The organism is Paraburkholderia sp. BR10141 (assembly GCF_056155635.1).
Genome location: NZ_JBMIQH010000016.1, coordinates 23548 through 39836 on the forward strand (window position 1 = coordinate 23548; position 16289 = coordinate 39836).

At 63.6% G+C, this 16289-nt stretch carries 17 protein-coding genes; 8 read left to right on the forward strand and 9 right to left on the reverse strand.

From position 1 onward, the window contains the following. The first annotated feature begins 123 nt into the window (after positions 1–123). Complete coding sequence (locus ACOJB8_RS21875) at positions 124–792, forward strand: O-methyltransferase (RefSeq protein ID WP_475014163.1); 669 nt, start codon at positions 124–126, stop codon at positions 790–792. 101 nt (positions 793–893) lie between these two features. Here the strand turns inward: ACOJB8_RS21875 and ACOJB8_RS21880 are convergent, their stop codons facing one another. After that, positions 894–3125, reverse strand: a complete 2232-nt coding sequence (locus ACOJB8_RS21880) for a TonB-dependent receptor (RefSeq protein ID WP_406952012.1) — start codon at positions 3123–3125, stop codon at positions 894–896. A 510-nt stretch (positions 3126–3635) separates the two neighbouring features. Between ACOJB8_RS21880 and ACOJB8_RS21885 the strand changes: the two genes are divergently transcribed. Beyond that, a complete protein-coding gene (locus ACOJB8_RS21885; RefSeq protein WP_368707530.1) occupies positions 3636–4367 on the forward strand; it encodes a PIG-L deacetylase family protein in 732 nt (243 codons plus the stop codon). Next, a complete protein-coding gene (locus ACOJB8_RS21890) occupies positions 4364–5059 on the forward strand; it encodes a 4-carboxy-4-hydroxy-2-oxoadipate aldolase/oxaloacetate decarboxylase (protein WP_069265766.1) in 696 nt (231 codons plus the stop codon). Before ACOJB8_RS21885 ends, ACOJB8_RS21890 begins: the two co-directional genes overlap by 4 nt. A gap of 87 nt (positions 5060–5146) precedes the next feature. Here ACOJB8_RS21890 and ACOJB8_RS21895 read toward each other — a convergent pair whose 3' ends face one another. Further along, positions 5147–6274 (reverse strand): aminotransferase class V-fold PLP-dependent enzyme, encoded by a 1128-nt coding sequence (locus ACOJB8_RS21895; RefSeq protein ID WP_406952045.1) that lies wholly within the window; start codon positions 6272–6274, stop codon positions 5147–5149. A 210-nt stretch (positions 6275–6484) separates the two neighbouring features. After that, the gene (locus tag ACOJB8_RS21900; protein ID WP_475014165.1) at positions 6485–6907 is read right to left on the reverse strand and encodes a hypothetical protein; all 423 of its coding nucleotides are present in this window, start codon (positions 6905–6907) and stop codon (positions 6485–6487) included. 236 nt (positions 6908–7143) lie between these two features. Between ACOJB8_RS21900 and ACOJB8_RS21905 the strand changes: the two genes are divergently transcribed. After that, positions 7144–8232 carry an oxidoreductase gene (locus ACOJB8_RS21905; RefSeq protein WP_141710732.1) on the forward strand — a complete coding sequence of 363 codons (1089 nt, stop codon included), beginning with the start codon at positions 7144–7146 and terminating at the stop codon, positions 8230–8232. A gap of 34 nt (positions 8233–8266) precedes the next feature. Here ACOJB8_RS21905 and ACOJB8_RS21910 read toward each other — a convergent pair whose 3' ends face one another. Then, positions 8267–8659 (reverse strand): cupin domain-containing protein, encoded by a 393-nt coding sequence (locus ACOJB8_RS21910; protein WP_069265769.1) that lies wholly within the window; start codon positions 8657–8659, stop codon positions 8267–8269. A gap of 2 nt (positions 8660–8661) precedes the next feature. Then, the gene (locus tag ACOJB8_RS21915) at positions 8662–9252 is read right to left on the reverse strand and encodes a LysE family translocator (protein WP_069265770.1); all 591 of its coding nucleotides are present in this window, start codon (positions 9250–9252) and stop codon (positions 8662–8664) included. 101 nt (positions 9253–9353) lie between these two features. Between ACOJB8_RS21915 and ACOJB8_RS21920 the strand changes: the two genes are divergently transcribed. Continuing rightward, positions 9354–10244 carry a LysR substrate-binding domain-containing protein gene (locus ACOJB8_RS21920; protein WP_368602354.1) on the forward strand — a complete coding sequence of 297 codons (891 nt, stop codon included), beginning with the start codon at positions 9354–9356 and terminating at the stop codon, positions 10242–10244. 27 nt (positions 10245–10271) lie between these two features. Here the strand turns inward: ACOJB8_RS21920 and ACOJB8_RS21925 are convergent, their stop codons facing one another. Further along, positions 10272–11162 (reverse strand): LysR substrate-binding domain-containing protein, encoded by an 891-nt coding sequence (locus ACOJB8_RS21925; RefSeq protein ID WP_069265772.1) that lies wholly within the window; start codon positions 11160–11162, stop codon positions 10272–10274. A gap of 121 nt (positions 11163–11283) precedes the next feature. Here ACOJB8_RS21925 and ACOJB8_RS21930 point away from each other — a divergent pair, with 121 nt between their 5' ends. Both ACOJB8_RS21930 and ACOJB8_RS21935 read left to right on the forward strand, forming a co-directional pair. Next, complete coding sequence (locus ACOJB8_RS21930; protein WP_069265773.1) at positions 11284–12024, forward strand: SDR family NAD(P)-dependent oxidoreductase; 741 nt, start codon at positions 11284–11286, stop codon at positions 12022–12024. A 52-nt stretch (positions 12025–12076) separates the two neighbouring features. Continuing rightward, positions 12077–12229, forward strand: coding sequence for an NAD(P)-binding domain-containing protein (locus ACOJB8_RS21935; RefSeq protein WP_370684288.1), 153 nt, complete (start codon positions 12077–12079; stop codon positions 12227–12229). A 99-nt stretch (positions 12230–12328) separates the two neighbouring features. On the opposite strand, the gene ACOJB8_RS21940 is transcribed toward ACOJB8_RS21935, so the two are convergent. Continuing rightward, positions 12329–12826, reverse strand: coding sequence for a hypothetical protein (locus ACOJB8_RS21940; protein WP_475014169.1), 498 nt, complete (start codon positions 12824–12826; stop codon positions 12329–12331). Between the two features lie 130 nt (positions 12827–12956). On the opposite strand from ACOJB8_RS21940, the gene ACOJB8_RS21945 reads away from it, so the two are divergent. Continuing rightward, entirely contained in the window at positions 12957–13841 is an 885-nt protein-coding gene (locus ACOJB8_RS21945) for a bifunctional helix-turn-helix transcriptional regulator/GNAT family N-acetyltransferase (protein ID WP_475014170.1), read from the forward strand. 67 nt (positions 13842–13908) lie between these two features. Here the strand turns inward: ACOJB8_RS21945 and ACOJB8_RS21950 are convergent, their stop codons facing one another. Together ACOJB8_RS21950 and ACOJB8_RS21955 are read right to left on the reverse strand one after the other, a co-directional pair. Next, entirely contained in the window at positions 13909–15168 is a 1260-nt protein-coding gene (locus ACOJB8_RS21950; protein ID WP_475014172.1) for a LysR family transcriptional regulator, read from the reverse strand. Between the two features lie 40 nt (positions 15169–15208). Beyond that, positions 15209–15952: a GntR family transcriptional regulator gene (locus ACOJB8_RS21955; RefSeq protein WP_069265776.1), complete on the reverse strand. Its 744-nt coding sequence runs from the start codon at positions 15950–15952 to the stop codon at positions 15209–15211. Positions 15953–16289: the final 337 nt, after the last annotated feature.

Genomic DNA, 16289 nt, shown 5'->3' on the forward strand with positions numbered 1-16289 from the left:
CCTCCGGTCCATTCAATTACTAAGGACGTCGAATCGATGGGGCATGCAGCCACCTCGCGCATGTGCAGTGTCGCGAGCGGTGAGGTAATCTCGGCGGCTCAGATCCAGAAGCGGAGCAGGGTAATGAACGAGCAAACGTGGCAAGCAGTGGACGACTGGTTCTGCGAGCGGCTGATCGGTCCCGATGATGCGCTCGACGGCGCGCTCGCCGCAAGCGCCAAAGCGGGCCTTCGCGCGATCAACGTGGCACCGAATCAGGGCAAGTTTCTGCATCTGCTCGCGCGCATCCAGGGCGCGCGGCGCATCCTCGAAATCGGCACGCTGGGCGGCTATAGCGCGATCTGGCTCGCTCGCGCGCTGCCCGATGACGGCGCGATGGTGTCGCTCGAATTCAGCCCGGAAAACGCGGCCGTTGCGCGGGCCAACATCGCGCGGGCGGGGCTCGATGCGAAGGTGACGGTCATGACGGGCCTCGCGCTCGAATCGCTCGATGCGCTCATCGCGCAAGCCGTGCCGCCGTTCGACTTCGTGTTTATCGACGCGGACAAGAGCAACAACCCGAATTACCTCGAACGCGTGCTGCAGCTTTCGCGCCCGGGTACGGTGATCGTGGCCGATAACGTGGTGCGCGAAGGGCGCGTGGCCGACCCCGCGCATCACGAGGACGATGTGGTCGGCTTGCGTCGCTACTTTGACATGCTTGGAAACGACAGGCGGCTTGCGACCACGGCTGTGCAGACGGTGGGCAGCAAAGGCTGGGACGGGTTTGCGATCACGGTGGTGGGCGGGTAGCAAACGTCGATCGCCCATACACATGCGCCAAAGGCAAAAAGGGCCTGGCAGATGAACTGCCCGGCCCTTCGTCCGTCTAGCTACGCGCTGACGATCGCCGGTCAGAAGTCCGTCGTCATCGAGAACAACACGGTACGCGGCGCGCCCATCGTCAGATAGCCACCGTTGGTCGACGACCAGTACGCCTTGTTGGCGAGGTTATAAACATTGGCGCGGAACGTAGTCGGACGGCCGAACACGTTCGTCGCATAGCGCGCGCCGATGTCCACGGTGTCCCACGCCTTGATCGACATGGTGTTGGCCGCATCGAAATACTGCGGACCCGTATGCGTCCAGCGTGCCGAAAGCGTGAGGCCCTGCACCCCGGGCACGTCGTATTCGGCGCCCAGGTTGAGCAGGAAGCTCGGCACGCCTACCGGGGTCTTGCCGTCGGTCGACCCCCCGTCGGTGTCGAGTTGCACGGCGTTGATCCAGGTTGCGCCCGCGATCAGACGCACGCCCTTGTACACCTCGCCGAACACCGACGCTTCCACGCCGCGATGGCGCTCGTTGCCGTTGGCCACATAGGCGCCCGCGCTGTTGGTGTAGGTCTGCGGCTTTTCGAGCTGGAACAGCGCGAGCTGCGCGCCGTACTTGCCGTTGTCGTACTTCGCGCCCACTTCATACTGCTTCGTGCGCTCCGGCGCGAGCTGGTCGCCGTAGTTCGTCGTGCCCTGAGGCGCAATGCCGCCCGCCGAAAGCGACTCGCTGCGGTTCGCGTAGATCGAGACGTTCTCCCACGGCTTGACGACGAGGCCGAACAGCGGCGTGGTGATCGAGTCGTTGTAGTTCGAGGTCTGCAGCAGCGTCGACGACGAGTAGCCGTTCGACAGGATCTCCTGGTGACGCACGCCCACCGTAAACAGCACGCGGTCGTGGAAGAAGCCGAGCGTGTCCGAGGCCGAGACGCTGCGCATCAGGTTCAGTGCCGTGATCGGCGGGTTGCCGTCCATGCCGGCCTGATAGGCCGTCGCCGGATACGGCACCTGCACGCCGCTGTAGAGGCTGGTCGGGAACGAATTGGAAAGCGTCCAGCCCGACTGCGTTTCCACGCGCACGATCGAGGCGCCCGCGGTTACGAAGTGGCTCACCGGACCGGTGTTGAAGTGGCCGCGCACGCCCGTTTCCGCCGAGGTCGCGCCTTCCTTGCGCACGACGCCCAGGCGCGAGCCGGTGGTGGTCGTGGGATCGGTGTAGTAGGGCGAGAAGTATTCGCCGTGCTCGTTCGTGTGGCGCACGCCGCCCGTCACATACGCGGTCCAGCCGGGCAGGAAGTCGTATTCGGCGCGCAGGATGCCGACGGTGTCTTCCGCGTCGCTATACGACCAGGTCTGCGCGTAGTTGTGCGTCGCCGAGGGCACACCCGGAATTTCGTCGCCGAGCACATAGACGACGGGGCGGCCGTCCGAAACGTGCTGACGCTGATACATGAAGTCGCCTTCGAGACGCAGCTTCTCGCCGCGCCAGTCGAGCGCCACGGCCGTCTGGTTGGCGCGGCGCATTTCGCTGTCGATGCTTGTTTCGCCGTCGCGGTTGTACTGGTTCACGCGAATGCCGAACTGGTCGTTGTCGCCGAAGCGGCGCCCCACGTCGATATGCGTGCCGAACTCGCCCGAGGCGCTGCCTTCGAGCGTCACGCGCGTGAGCGGCTTGTCGTCGGCGCGCTTCAGTTGCAGGTTCACGCTGCCGCCGATCGAGGTGCCGTTGGGCGCCGCGCCGTTCAGGAATGCGCTCGCGCCCTTGAAGATGTCCACGCGCTCGAGCGCAGCCGTCTCGACGAGCTGGCGCGGCGTGATGCCGTACAGGCCGTTGAGCGAGATATCGTCGCTGTCGAGCGTGAAGCCGCGAATGACGTATACCTCCTGGAAGTTGCCGTAACCGTAGGCGGTGCGCACGGCCGGATCGTTCGAGAGCACATCGGCAATGGTGCGCGCCTGCTGGTCCTCGATCAGCTTCGCGGTGTACGTCGTCATGCTGAACGGCACGTCGATGTTCTTCTGCGAACCGAGCACGCCGAAATCGCCGCCGCGCGCCACGTGGCCGCCGCCAAAGGTCGGCTGCAGGTCGCCCGGCAGCGTTTCCTGGGACGCCTGCACCTTCACGGTGGGCAGCGTGGCGTTGCTGGCGCTACCGGTTGCGGCGGCGCCGCTCGCTGCGGCGGGCGCGTCGGCGGTTTGCGCGAACGCCGCGGCGGGCAGGCTGAACGCGACGGCGATGGCGGCGAGGATCGCAACCCGGGAAGCGGGGAAATGCGAAGGCAAATTGAAAGGCGGGTGCAGACGGGATGCGGACATAAAAAAGGTCGTAGCGAAGGTAGCGCTGGCGCCTCGTGATGCCTTGGCGCTGTGCGCAGGCTCCGGGCGAATGGTTATGCTTTGCCGGCCAGACAGGGCTCGCGGAGCTGGCCCCATGAGCGGCCCGGAAAAGTATGCGGATTGTATTGCAAATGAGAATGCGTGTTATTTAAATATTGCTGTCAGTAGGTGTATTCGGCGTTTACGCAACAATTTCAGTGTCGGGCATTCGATGTGGGCGCAACGAAAGCTTGGGAAATTCGGGGGCACAAGGTTTGCGTGCGCCGCGCGAACGCGCGGCGTCGTCCAGCGTCGTTGCGCGCTCAACCAATGCACAGCGCGACGCTTGACGCCGCATGGGCAAGACGCGGCCTGGCCCGTTTTCGAGGCGCGTTCCATGCGGCGCCGATAAGCAGATTCGATGCCTTTCGGCAGTCCTTTCGTTGGTTCGCACGGCGCGCTCAAACCTACAATGAGGCTTCGTGATGTTCGACGTCTGGTGAACCGGAAATGACTGAAAAATCGATGCTCGTGGTGAGCGCACACAGCGCGGATTTCGTATGGCGCGCGGGCGGTGCGATTGCCCTGCACAAGAAGAACGGCTATCGCGTGAAGGTGGTGTGTCTCTCGTTTGGCGAGCGCGGCGAGTCTGCGAAGCTCTGGCGCAAGGGCCCCGACATGACCATCGAGAAAGTGAAGGCCGCGCGCCGCGAGGAGGCGCTCGCCGCCGCCGAGATTCTGGGCGCGGAGTGCGAGTTCTTCGATCTGGGCGATTACCCGCTGCGCGTTTCCGATGAAGCGCTTCTGCGCCTCGTCGACGTTTATCGCGACGTGCAGCCCGCGTTCGTGCTGAGCCATTCGCAGAAAGACCCGTACAACTTCGATCATCCGCTCGCGATGCACGTGGCGCAGGAAGCGCGCATCATCGCCCAGGCCGAAGGCCACAATCCGGGGCAGAAGATCGTCGGCGCGCCGCCGGTCTACGCATTCGAACCGCACCAGACCGAGCAGTGCGAGTGGATTCCGAACACGTTCCTCGACATCACCGAAGTGTGGGACGTGAAACGCCGCGCCATCGAATGCATGGCGGGCCAGGAACACCTTTGGGAGTACTACACGCGTGTCGCGCAACAGCGCGGCGTGCAGGCCAAGCGCAACATCGGCATTACGGCGAAGCGCGACATTCAATACGCGGAAGGCTATATGCGCCTGACGCCCGCAGTGGTGGGAGATCTGTCATGAAACGTGGTGTCGTCGTCACCCAGATTCCGCGCGCCGACGCGCGTCACATCGAAATCCTCAAGGAAGCCGGCACGGCCACCGTGCACGAGGCGCAAAGCCGTCTCGGCCTGCTCGCCACGTATCTGCGGCCCATTTATTCGGGCGCCGCGATCGCGGGCTCGGCCGTGACCGTGCTCATGCCGCCCTCGGACAACTGGATGCTGCACGTGGCCGTGGAGCAGTGTCGCGAAGGCGACGTGGTGGTGGCTGCACCCACTTCGCCTTGCGAAGATGGCTACTTCGGCGAGCTGCTCGCCACCTCGCTCGCGGCGCGCGGCGTGCGCGGCCTGATCATCGACGCGGGTTGCCGCGACGTGCGCGCTCTGAAGGCGATGGACTTCCCGGTGTGGTCGAAGGCCGTTTCGGCGCAAGGAACGGTGAAGGAAACGCTCGGTTCGGTGAACGTGCCGGTGGTGTGCGCGCAGCAGATCGTGCATCCGGGCGACGTCATCGTGGCCGACGACGACGGCGTGGTCGTGGTGCCGTTCGCCACCGTTGCGAAGGTCGTGGAAGCGACCCAGGCGCGCCTCGCCAAGGAAGAAAAGACGCGCGCGGTGCTCGCGGGCGGCACGCTCGGCCTCGACTATTACGGCATGCGCGAGCGCCTGGCCGAAAAGGGTCTGCGCTACGTCGACACGCCGGCAGACGCCTGAGTCCGCAGCGTTTGACTTCACACGAGGCGCCGACAACGAGCGCCGCAAGGGCGCTCGTTTCGCTTCGCGATGACCTGACGAAGCGGGTTAAAGAATGCGGTCCAACGCCTTCGCGAACCTCGCGACCGTGCCTTCGATGTCATGCAGTTTTTCGAGGCCGAATAACCCGATACGGAAGGTCTTGAAGTCTTCAGGCTCGTCGCATTGGAGGGGAACGCCAGCCGCGATCTGCACGCCGGCATCGGCGAACTTCTTGCCGGATCGTATGCCGTCGTCGTCCGAATAGCTGACCACGACGCCCGGTGCCTCGAAACCTTCGGCCGCGACGCTTCGGAAACCCTTGCTCGCGAGCAGCGAGCGAATACGCTTGCCGAGTTCGAGCTGCTCCACCATTACCTTGTCAAAGCCGTATGCCTCGGTTTCCTTGATCACGTCGCGCAGCGTCGCGAGACTGTCCGTGGGCATGGTCGCGTGGTAAGCGAATCCGCCGCTCTCATAGGCTTCCATGATCTGCAGCCACTTGCGAAGATCGCAGGCGAAGCTGGTGCTGGTCGTTGCGTCGATCCGTTCGCGCGCGAGCGGCCCGAGCATGACGAGCGCGCAACAGGGTGACGCGCTCCAGCCCTTTTGCGGTGCGCTGATCAGGATATCGACGCCGCTTTTCTCCATGTCGACCCAGACCGTACCGGAGGCGATGCAGTCGAGTACGAACATGCCGCCTACGGCATGCACGGCGTCGGCCACCGCGCGCAGATACGCATCGGGCAGCATCATTCCGGATGCGGTTTCGACATGCGGCGCAAAGACCAGATCGGGCTTGTTCTCCTTGATCGCCGCGACGACTTCTTCGACCGGGGGCGGCGCATAGGCGGCCTGCCTTCCCTGTTCGACCGGGCGCGCCTTCAACACGATCGATTCAGAGGGAATGCTGCCCATGTCGAAAATCTGCGACCAGCGGAAACTGAACCAGCCATTGCGAATGACGAGGCACTTCCTGTTCGTCGCGAACTGCCGGGCAACGGCTTCCATGCCGAAAGTCCCGCTGCCTGGGACGATCACGACCGACTTCGCGTTGTAGACTTTTTTCAGGGAGCTGGAGATATCCCGCATGACGCCCTGAAAGAGCTGCGACATGTGATTGATCGAGCGGTCGGTGTAAACCACTGAATATTCGAGGAGTCCCTCGCGGTCGACATTGGGAAGTAAACCTGACACGCTCGCCTCCGATAAAGGATGAACAAGGTGAGCAGCATGTGCGATTCGATGCTGCTGCACCCATGCAGATGGGTTTGTTGTCGCGACGAAAATAGATTCTAACGAATGCCGTCTGCAGGCTGGGGCATATTTTTCTGTGCTATCTGGCGCAAGTACAAAGCGCCTGGTGGCCCGGGGCAATGGTGCGATGCGGCAGAACCGGTGTCTGTCTCACGTGCGCGCGGGCGGCTGCGGATTGTTGGCCGGGTTCGTGTCGAACCGGTTCACGCTTTCGATGCCCAGCTGGTCAGCGAGGGCCGAGAGCCGAGCATACAGCCCGTCGGCGCTTTCCCTGTCGTAGACCGCTTCACCGCGAACGTATATCGCGAACGACTTCAGGTACTTCGCCTTTTTCGCTGGATTGGCGATCGTCTCTTTCGTCCATTGATATAGCGGATAACGTTCCCGCCCGGCGCGTTCCGCCTCTTCGACATAATCGGCGAATGCGTCGAACTGGCACTTCAAGGAGGCGTCGTGATCGCGCAAGACGGCTTCGAGTAAGTCGCGCCCCGCGTAGGAGCGGTTGTCCCGCAGCGCATCGGCCAACTCGGGCACGACGGTGATGCGGACCTGGAATTGCCACGTTTCTGCCATGCATGCCTCCTGCGTTGACGCACAGCATAACCGCTCTGACGCGGCCGCATGCTGCCGCTCATGGCTATTCTCGTCGGGAATCGGGCTTATGAAGAATCTGCGAATTATCGCTCCGTCATGTGGCCACTACGATCTACCTGTCACTCATCACCCGGCAGAAGATTTTCATGTCCACACCCGCAGGCAAAGTCGCCGCGAATAGCGGCGCCACGACTGGCACCGGTTCGAGCCATCCAATGCTGTTCACGCCGATACAGATCGGCAACCTGAACCTCGCCAACCGGATCGTGATCGCCCCGATGGCCCAGTACTCGGCCGAAGAAGGGCTGATGAACGATTGGCACCTGATTCATCTCGGCCAACTGGCGCTTTCCGGTGCGGCGGCGCTCACCATCGAGGGGACGGCGGTCACCCCCGGGGGGCGCACGAGTTACGGCGACGTAGGGCTCTATTCCGACGAGAGCGAATTCGCCATGGCGCGCGTGCTGCAGAGCGTTCGGCGCTGGTCCGACACGCCGATTGGGATCCAGCTCAACCATGCCGGCCGAAAAGGCTCGCGGCAGAAGTTATGGGACGGCGGCGCACAGATTCCTCATGGTCGCGCAAACGGCTGGAACACCTACGGCCCATCCCCGGTTGCTTTCGCGGCCGGTGAGACACCACCCACTGCCCTGGACCGCAGCGGACTGGCCGCGATTCGCGATGCCTTCGCGGCCGCCGCGCAACGCGCCTCACGGCTCGACCTGAACTTCATTCAAATCCTCGGTGGGCACGGGTATCTGCTCCATCAATTCCTTTCGCCGCTCTCGAACCACAGGGACGACGAGTACGGCGGCTCGCTGGAAAACCGCATGCGCTTTCCACTCGAGGTCTTCGAAGCCGTGCGAGACGCGTTTTCGCACGATCGCCCCGTGACGATGCGGATCTCCGCGACGGACTGGATGGACGGCGGGTGGTCCGTGCACGACGCGATCGCTTTTGTCCACGCACTGGAGGCCAGGGGCTGCGCCGCGATCAATGTCTCGAGTGGCGGCTCGAACCCCGCCGCGCAAATTCCCGTCGGGCCCGGCTATCAGGTTCCCTTCGCACGGGCCGTGAAGCAGGCGACGACGCTCCCTGTCATCGCCGTCGGCATGATCACCGAGTTCGAACAAGCCGAATCCATCCTCAGCACGGGAGACGCCGATCTGATCGCGCTGGCCCGAGCGGTGCTTTTCGACCCGCGCTGGCCATGGCACGCTGCCGCTCACTTCGGAGCCCAGGTCAGGGCGCCGAAGCAGTATCTTCGCGCTCAACCCAGTCGGCTGCAAAAGGTGTTTGTTTGAAGCGGCGATGTCGATGTCCGCGGGCCAGGCCGCCTCAGCGCGCTTGGCCCAACTGCTCGTCGATCGTCCTCGTCAACGGCGATTCCACGCGCCCGGTATGCAATGTCTGCACGGGCTCGATCAGCACGACCCAGCATTCGTCCTCTGCGACGGGATTGTGCAGCGTGCCGCGCGGCACGACGTGCATCGAGCCCGCGGGCAGATCGACGACACGCCCGTCCTCATACTCGATTTTCAGGTGCCCGCGCACGACGAAGAACAGTTCGTCCTCGTGCTCGTGGTCGTGCCACACGAGCTGCCCGCGCACTTTGGCGACCTTCACGTACTGATCGTTGACCTGGGCGACGACTTTCGGCGACCAGTAATCGGACACGCCGGCGAATGCGGCTTCGAGGTCGAACGATTCGGCAAACGGATGACCAGACATCGTTATCTCCATGCTGGAATGACGGATGCGGCGAGCAGTACGCCCATCGCAAGGTTAAGGATGCGCCAATGGCGCGGCGTGCGAAAGAGGCGGGCGAGCAGCACGCCAAGCGCACACCACAGCGCGAGCGAGACGCATGCGGCCACGCCGAACGCAGCGCTGAGCAGCAGCGCGAGTCGGTTCGGACTGCTTGCGAGCAGCGCGAACGACGCCGCGGCGCCGATCGTCATCGCCCAGCTTTTCGGGTTGAGCCATAGCAGCAGGAATCCGTTGACGAGCGTGATGGGGTGCGCGGGGCCGTTACCTGCGTTCGGCGGCCCGCTGCGCGCGATGCGCCACGCGAGCCACAGCAGATACGCGGAGCCGACTGCCTTGACCGCCGTTTGCAGCGACGGCAGCGCGAGCAGCAGACCGCCCAGGCCGAGCCCGGCGACGGCGGCGAGCACAGCCAGGCCGATCGCGATGCCGAGCATCAGCGGAATCGAACGCGCGAAACCGAAGCGCGCACCCGAAGCGGTGGCGAGCGTGGTGGCGCCGCCGGGCGTCACGGTCGCAATGACGACAAACAGGAGAAGCGGCAGGATCGAGGTCATCGGTGCAGATCCGGAAGAATGAAACTTGCACTGTACTGATCGCCGACGCATCATCAAAGGCAATAATCCTGATGCGATTCATTACGCGGCATAATGCATCCATGAGCCGAAACCTCGACCTCGATCTGATCCGCACCTTTGTTGCCGTCGCCGACAGCGGCAGCATGACGGTCGCCGCGAATCTGCTGCATATGACGCAAGGCGCCGTGAGCCAGCAGGTGAAGCGTCTCGAAGACGTGCTGGATTGCCTGCTGTTCGTGCGCAAGACGCGCAAGCTGGAGCTATCGCGCCATGGCGAGTCATTTCTCGTGAAGGCGCGCCAGCTGCTGCAGTTGAACGACGAAATCTGGGCCGATATGACGGGCGGATCACTGCGCGGCAGCCTGCGCGTGGGCGTGCCATACGATCTCGTGACACCGCTCGCCCCGGCGATGAAGGCGTTCGCCGATGCGCATCCGCAAGTGGAGATTTCGCTCGTGTGTGCGGCGTCGCCGGAATTGAGCGAAGCGGTGCATAGCGGCCGCGTGGATATATCGCTGGTCGAATATGTCGAGAGCGAAGCCGAAGGCGAAGTCGTCCGCATCGAGCCGTTGGTGTGGGTCAAGGGGCGCGGCAGCGATGCCTGGCAGAAGCGGCCGTTGCCGCTGTCGATGGTGGACGAGCGATGTGCCTTCCGGCCGGTCGTGCTCGGCGCGCTTGCGGAGGAGGGCATTGCGTGGCGCACGGTATTCGAGAGCGGCAACATCGAGGCGACCGCTGCGACGGTGCGTGCGGGCCTCGCGATCACGACCTGGCTCGCCTCCACGGTGCCGGCCGACCTCGAGACGCTCGCGCCTCAAGCAACCGGCTTGCCCGCGCTGCCACCGTTCGCGATCTGCCTGCGATTGCCCGCGACGGTTCAGCCCGCGGCGCAGGAATTCGCGCGCCACGTGCGCGAATCGATGTCGAACGACGCAGGCACTCGACGCCCGCAGCTCGCGAGCGTTGCCTGATCTCTTGCGTTCGAGGCCGTCGCGCTTCTACAAGCGCTGCGGTAGGGCATCCGCAAAAAAGTCGGTGATCCGGCGCACGCGCGCAGGCACGAAGCGACGGCTCGGCCAGACGATGCTGACATCACGGGCGTCCCCAATGAAGTCGTCCAGCACGGTGACGATGTCGGGATGCTCGAGTTCGGCGGAGAGCGAGAGCTTCGCGAAGAGGCCGATTCCCACACCCGCGAGCACGGCCGATCGTATCGTCTCGACGCTATTGGACGACAGGTTGCCTTGGACCGGCACGTTGAAGCGCCCTTGCGGCCCATGAAACGGCCAGTTCGCCGATTCCATCAGACCGCCATAGACGAGGCAATTGTGCCTCGCGAGTTCCGCAGGATCCTTCGGTATGCCGTGCTGCTCGAAATAGCGGCGCGATCCCACGCAGACCAGCGGGGTGCTCGCGATTTTCCGCACGACCGAATCTGGATCGTTGATGGTACCCACGCGAATCGCGAGATCGATTCGATCCTCCACCATATCGCGAACGAAATCCGACAACACGAGATCGACCCGAAGACCAGGATGGCGCGACAGCAGTTCGGGAATGAGCGGGAGAACGTGCAGGCGGCCGAACGTCGAGGCGGCGGCGATGCGGGCCAGGCCCGAGACATCGAGCGTGCTGCTGCTCAGTTCGTTGTCGGCTACCTCGATTTCGTCGAGCAACGGCTTGGTGCGCTCGTAGTATTTCTGCCCTTGATCAGTGAGAGTCACGCTGCGTGTGCTGCGGTTCAATAGCTGCACGCCGAGGCGTTTTTCCAGCGCACCGATCGCCTTGCTGATGGCGGACTGTGAATCGCCGGTTCTACGCGCCGCTGCGGAAAAGCCGCCCGCTTCGACAACGGCGATGAAGGCGTTCAATTCGTGAAATCGATCCATTGCATGTCTCTCGTGAGACCCATTCCCTCGAAGAATAGATCTCATGATAACTCCGCTGATTATCATTCGTTGGGGCGGCAATTACGATGTCGATTCCGTTCACCAACAAGCAGGAATTTCAATGTCGACTCTCACAGGCAAGGTCGCCGTCATTAGCGGCGCAACGACAGGTATCGGCTTGGCGATTGCCCAGCGGTTCGTCGCCGAAGGCGCGCACGTCTTTATCTTTGGCCGTAGGCAAGGTCCGCTCGAAGAGGCTGCCAAACTGATCGGACGCAACGTGACTGCGATTCAGGCCGACGCCGCGAACCTCGATGACCTCGACCGCGTCGCCGCGGCGGTCAGGGAAGAAAAGGGTGTCGTGGACATCATCGTGTCGAACGCGGGTTTTACCGAGCAGGCTTCGATCGACACCATCACCCCGGAGCATTTCGACAAGGCATTCAACCTCATGGCGCGCGGCCCCGTCTTTCTGGTGCAGAAGCTGCTGCCGATGATGACAGGGGGCGGATCGATCATCCTGGTTTCTTCGGCCATGCACGTCATGGGCATTCCCGGGCACACGGCCTACGCGGCGACCAAGGCCGCGTTGCGTTCCTATGCGCGCACCTGGGCCGCCGAATTCAAGGATCGCGGCATTCGCGTCAACATGCTCAGTCCTGGCGTCACCGACACGCCGATACTCGACGCCCAGTCGGCGACGCGCGAGGATCTGGTGAGCATGTACAAAAGCATGGTCCCGCTCGGTCGACTCGCCCGCGCCGAGGAGATGGCCAGCGCGGCACTCTTTCTCGCCTCCGAACAGAGTTCGTATATGACGGGCGCGGATCTGATGAATGACGGCGGCATCGGCCAGGTCTGACAACCGATGCACACAATCGGCCAAAGTGATTTCCTGTTATTCAGGAATACGAATGGAGGGTGCAATTAGCTATGCAATCATCGGGCTCGGCAAGATCGGCACGGCCATCGCGCAGGCATTTGCCGATCAGGGCATCGAGGTAGCCATGGCAGGCAGACGCCCGGTCGATTCGCTCGCAGCGCAGATTGGGCCGTCGCTGGATTGACCGGCCGCGCGCTAACTCGCTTGCCGCGAGAGCGCTTTCATAACGGGCATGGCGTTGCTTGTGGACGGACGCTGCCCGTTCGCCATGCGGGAGCATGGCTCACTGTACCCGCTCCGGCTGGGCCCGAAGCTTGTCCTTGATTGCGGTCAGGCAGTTCGTGAACTGGGTGCGAAGTCCCACGGAGTTGCCGCTCGGTGCGGCAAGGCTGTCGGTTGTCACAGTCCATCCGTCGGGCGTACGCGAGACATCGAGTTCGAAGTACTCGGCCGATTCGCTGTCGAGGACCACCGACTCGCGAAAGCTGCCCTTCGCCGAACGAACGACCGCCTCGCAGCCCTGCTGGAGCCTGGCTGGCGCATGAGCAGACAAACCGGGTGAGCCGTCGCGAAAGGGGACCGCGCCGTACATGCGGAACGCCTCGAACTGCGCCGGCATGGCGGCCGTGACGAACTGGATGTCCGAATCCGAAACGGCATTTCCGCATCCCGCGAGGGCGGTGACGAAGGCTGCGAGCGCGATGCGGGCGCAATGACTCCGGTTAGCGAGTTCGTGGTTCCTGCCTGCTCGTAGTCTCTGCGCAAACGTTAGCGTTCTCATCTCCACTATTACGGCGTGCGTTATGCATATATTTATCGAGGTTAACCCTGGCATCGCATTTGTTTGACTCGACGAGCGGGCAACGCATGCGCGGTTGACGGATTCGATATCTCTGACTAGAGTCAGAGATATGAGCGCGTCCTCGATTCCTCAGATTCGTCGGTTTAACCGCATCGTCGCGGAAAGCATCGGCGCTATCGACGATCATTTCCTCGGACGAGGCCGCCCGATGGGTGAATCGCGCCTGCTATGGGAGATCGGTGTCGAAGGGGCGGATATCCGTACGCTGCGCGCGCGGCTGAGTCTTGATTCGGGTTATGTCAGCCGTACGCTGGCGTCGCTCGAGCGGCAAAAACTGGTCGTTGTCCTCACCGATTCGAAAGACCGCCGGGTTCGCCGGGCTTGCCTGACTGAGGCGGGTCTCGTCGAAAGGGCTGAACTCGAACGGCTCTCCGACGCGGTCGCGTTACGCGTGCTCGAACCTCTCGGAGAGAAACAGCGTCAGCGACTGGTCGAAGCCATGTTCGAGGTCGAACGTTTGCTGCAGGCATCGCTCGTGCATTTTGCGCTCGAGGACCCGGACAGCAGTGACGCGCGGTGGTGCTTCGAACAGTACTTCAGCGAACTCGACCAGCGTTTTGAAGCCGGATTCGACCCGTCCCTGAGCCTGTCGGCAGATGCTGTCGAACTGACGGCGCCGGCAGGCGCGCTAATCGTCGCAAGACTCCATGGCGACCCGATCGGCTGTGTCGCGCTGAAGTTCCACAAGAAGTCCGCGGCCGAACTCAAGAGAATGTGGGTGAGTCCTTCCGCACGCGGTATGGGCGTCGGCCGCCGCTTGATCGTCGAGGCGGAGAAACGTGCCCGCCAGGCCAAGGCGCGCGTTATTCGTCTGGAGACGAATCGAACGCTGTGTGAGGCGATATCGCTATACAGGCAATCTGGATTCGTCGAAGTCGATGCATTCAACGCCGAACCGTATGCTCATCACTGGTTCGAAAAGCGCCTGGACTGAACGAGCGCAACGCTTTGCACTACGGACTTTCGATTCTCGCTGACGATCGTCTCATGGGCTTGCGGATTCACCCCGCGCGCCGGCCCTCCACCACACGCGTTGCGGGCGCAACCTCCATCACCGCGAGCCGGATCGCGTCGATCAGCGCGCGTGCCGCAGGCGAGGGCGAGCCCTGCGCGCGCAGTGTCAGCCCGATATCGCGGCGTGTGTGCTGCAGCGGCACGTCGAGAATCACCAACTGGCCCGATTCGATTTCGTAGTGCAACTGCTGCGCCGAGAGCGCCGTGATCATGTCCGTGCCAAGCAGCAACCCGCGAATCACGGCGAGATCGGCGGTTTCGACGGTGGGCAGGGGCGGCTTGAGCTTCACGCGGCGGAACTGCGCTTCGAGCAGCCCGCGCGAAGGCGAATGCGTGCGTGAAAGTATCCATTGAGCATCACGCAGATCGTTGAGCGTGAGGCCATGCTTTTTCGCGAATGGATGATCGCGCCGCGCGAGCACGACCATGTCTTCCGACATCAATCGTTCGTTGCCGAGGCCGCTTGCCGCATCGTTTTCGCGCAGCGCGCCGAGCACGAAGTCCACGTCGCCCGCGCGCAGGCCCGCCACGAGCAGTTCATACGCGCTTTCGTCGGTCACGACGCGCACGCCCGGATGCTGCGCGGAAAGGCGCGCGATCGCGGCCGGCAGGATCAGCGTGCGGCCCAATGGCAGCGCGCCCACGGTCACCGCGCCCTGGATATTGCCGTGCAGCGCCGCAATATCGTCGGGTACGTGACGCAGTTCGTTGAGCGCGCGCCGCACGTGCAGCAGGAAGGTCTCGCCCTCGGCCGTGAGCAGCACGCCGCGCGGTCCGCGATGGAAGAGCGTGACACCCGAGCCGCTTTCGAGCACGCGCATGGCGCTGCTCACGGCGGGCTGGCTGATGCCGAATGCATTGGCCGTGCTCGGCATATGGCGGTGCCGCGCGAGAGCGACGAATAGCTGCAGCCGCCGGGTGTTGAGCAGATACGCGGGAAGCGTGCCTTCGCTCAACGCGCGCCGGCGCGCCTGGCGCGCTGAGCACCACTGCGCGAGTTCTTCCAGTTCGCCAAAAATTCGCGCGCAGCGCTCGAGCACCACGCGGCCCACGGCCGTGGGCAGCATGCCCGACGGTTTGCGCTCGAAGAGCGGCGCGCCCAGCGCCGTCTCCAGTTCCTGCACCGAGCGCGTGACGGCCGATTGCGCGCGATACAAGGCCGAAGCGGCGCGCGTGGCGCTGCCCGTGTCGGCAACGAGGCGAAAAGCGCGCAGATGCGCGAGGTTCAGGAGTTCGGGCTGGCTCACGGCTCGATCATGTCGTTTTGGGTGGGATACGCGCCGTGTCTCATGCGGCGACCGTGGCAACCATGGCAACTGCGGCGGCGGCGCCATCGTCGACCGCGCTCAGATGCAGCCGGTCGACCGAAAGATTGAGGCTCTCCTTCGAAATATGCGTGTGCTCTTTCATCAGCGCCTCGACGCGTGCGCCTTCGCCGTTGACGAGCGCGCCGACAATGGCGTGATGCTGGCGGTGCGCATACGAGAGCATCATGAACTGACGCTGCTGCGCGGCCTTGTCGAACACCACCGTGCCCGGCGAGACGAATGGAATCTTGTCGTTGAGCCCGAGCGCGGCACTCACCGCAAGATTGTGCGCCGCTTCCACAATCAGTGCGTGGAAGCGGCCGTTCATCGCGGCGTAGCGCGTTTCCGCTTCGCTGTCGAGCACGCCGGCCGCGAAAATCGCGTCGCCTTCGCGCAGACAGTCTTCGAGTGCGCGCGCGAGCGCCTGGTCCACGCCGCGCTCGGCGACCGTGCGCGCGGCGAGCCCTTCGAGCACGCCGCGCACGTCGATGGCGTTGAGCACGTCGGTCACCGAAAAGCGCCGCACGGTGTAGCCGCGCGCGCCCGAGCGCTCGACGAGGCCTTCGGTGGCGAGCACACTCAGCGCATAGCGCAGCGGCGTGCGCGAAATGCCGAGGCGCTCGGCGAGTTGCGCCTCGACGAGCCGCTCGCCGGGCTCGAGTTCGCCGGAGAGGATGCGCGTGCGCAGCGCCTGCACGATGGTTTGCTGGGTCGTCCCGTTCATGTCATGCGTGAATCGCAGCGGGCGAGGCGCGCGGCGTATGGCGCGCGCGGCCCTTGCGAGTTCGTTCTTTTGATATCTGTTTCGTTTATGAGGAGGTTGCCGGGGCGGATCGGCCGCACTTCCCGCAACAGGGTTTCAGGATACCAAAAACCGTTGCGGCGCGCGGGTTTGCGCGATCGGCCGAATGTGCGCAAGCGCGCACAAGCCTTGAATTCATGAGGGAAAGGGAAAAAATCGTGGTTAACCCTTGCTTACGGTCTGGGCGGCGTTTTTGTAATTTCGTATCCCAAGTGATGGATCGAAGGCGTCTGCCGACGCATCGGGTCCAGCGCGGCGC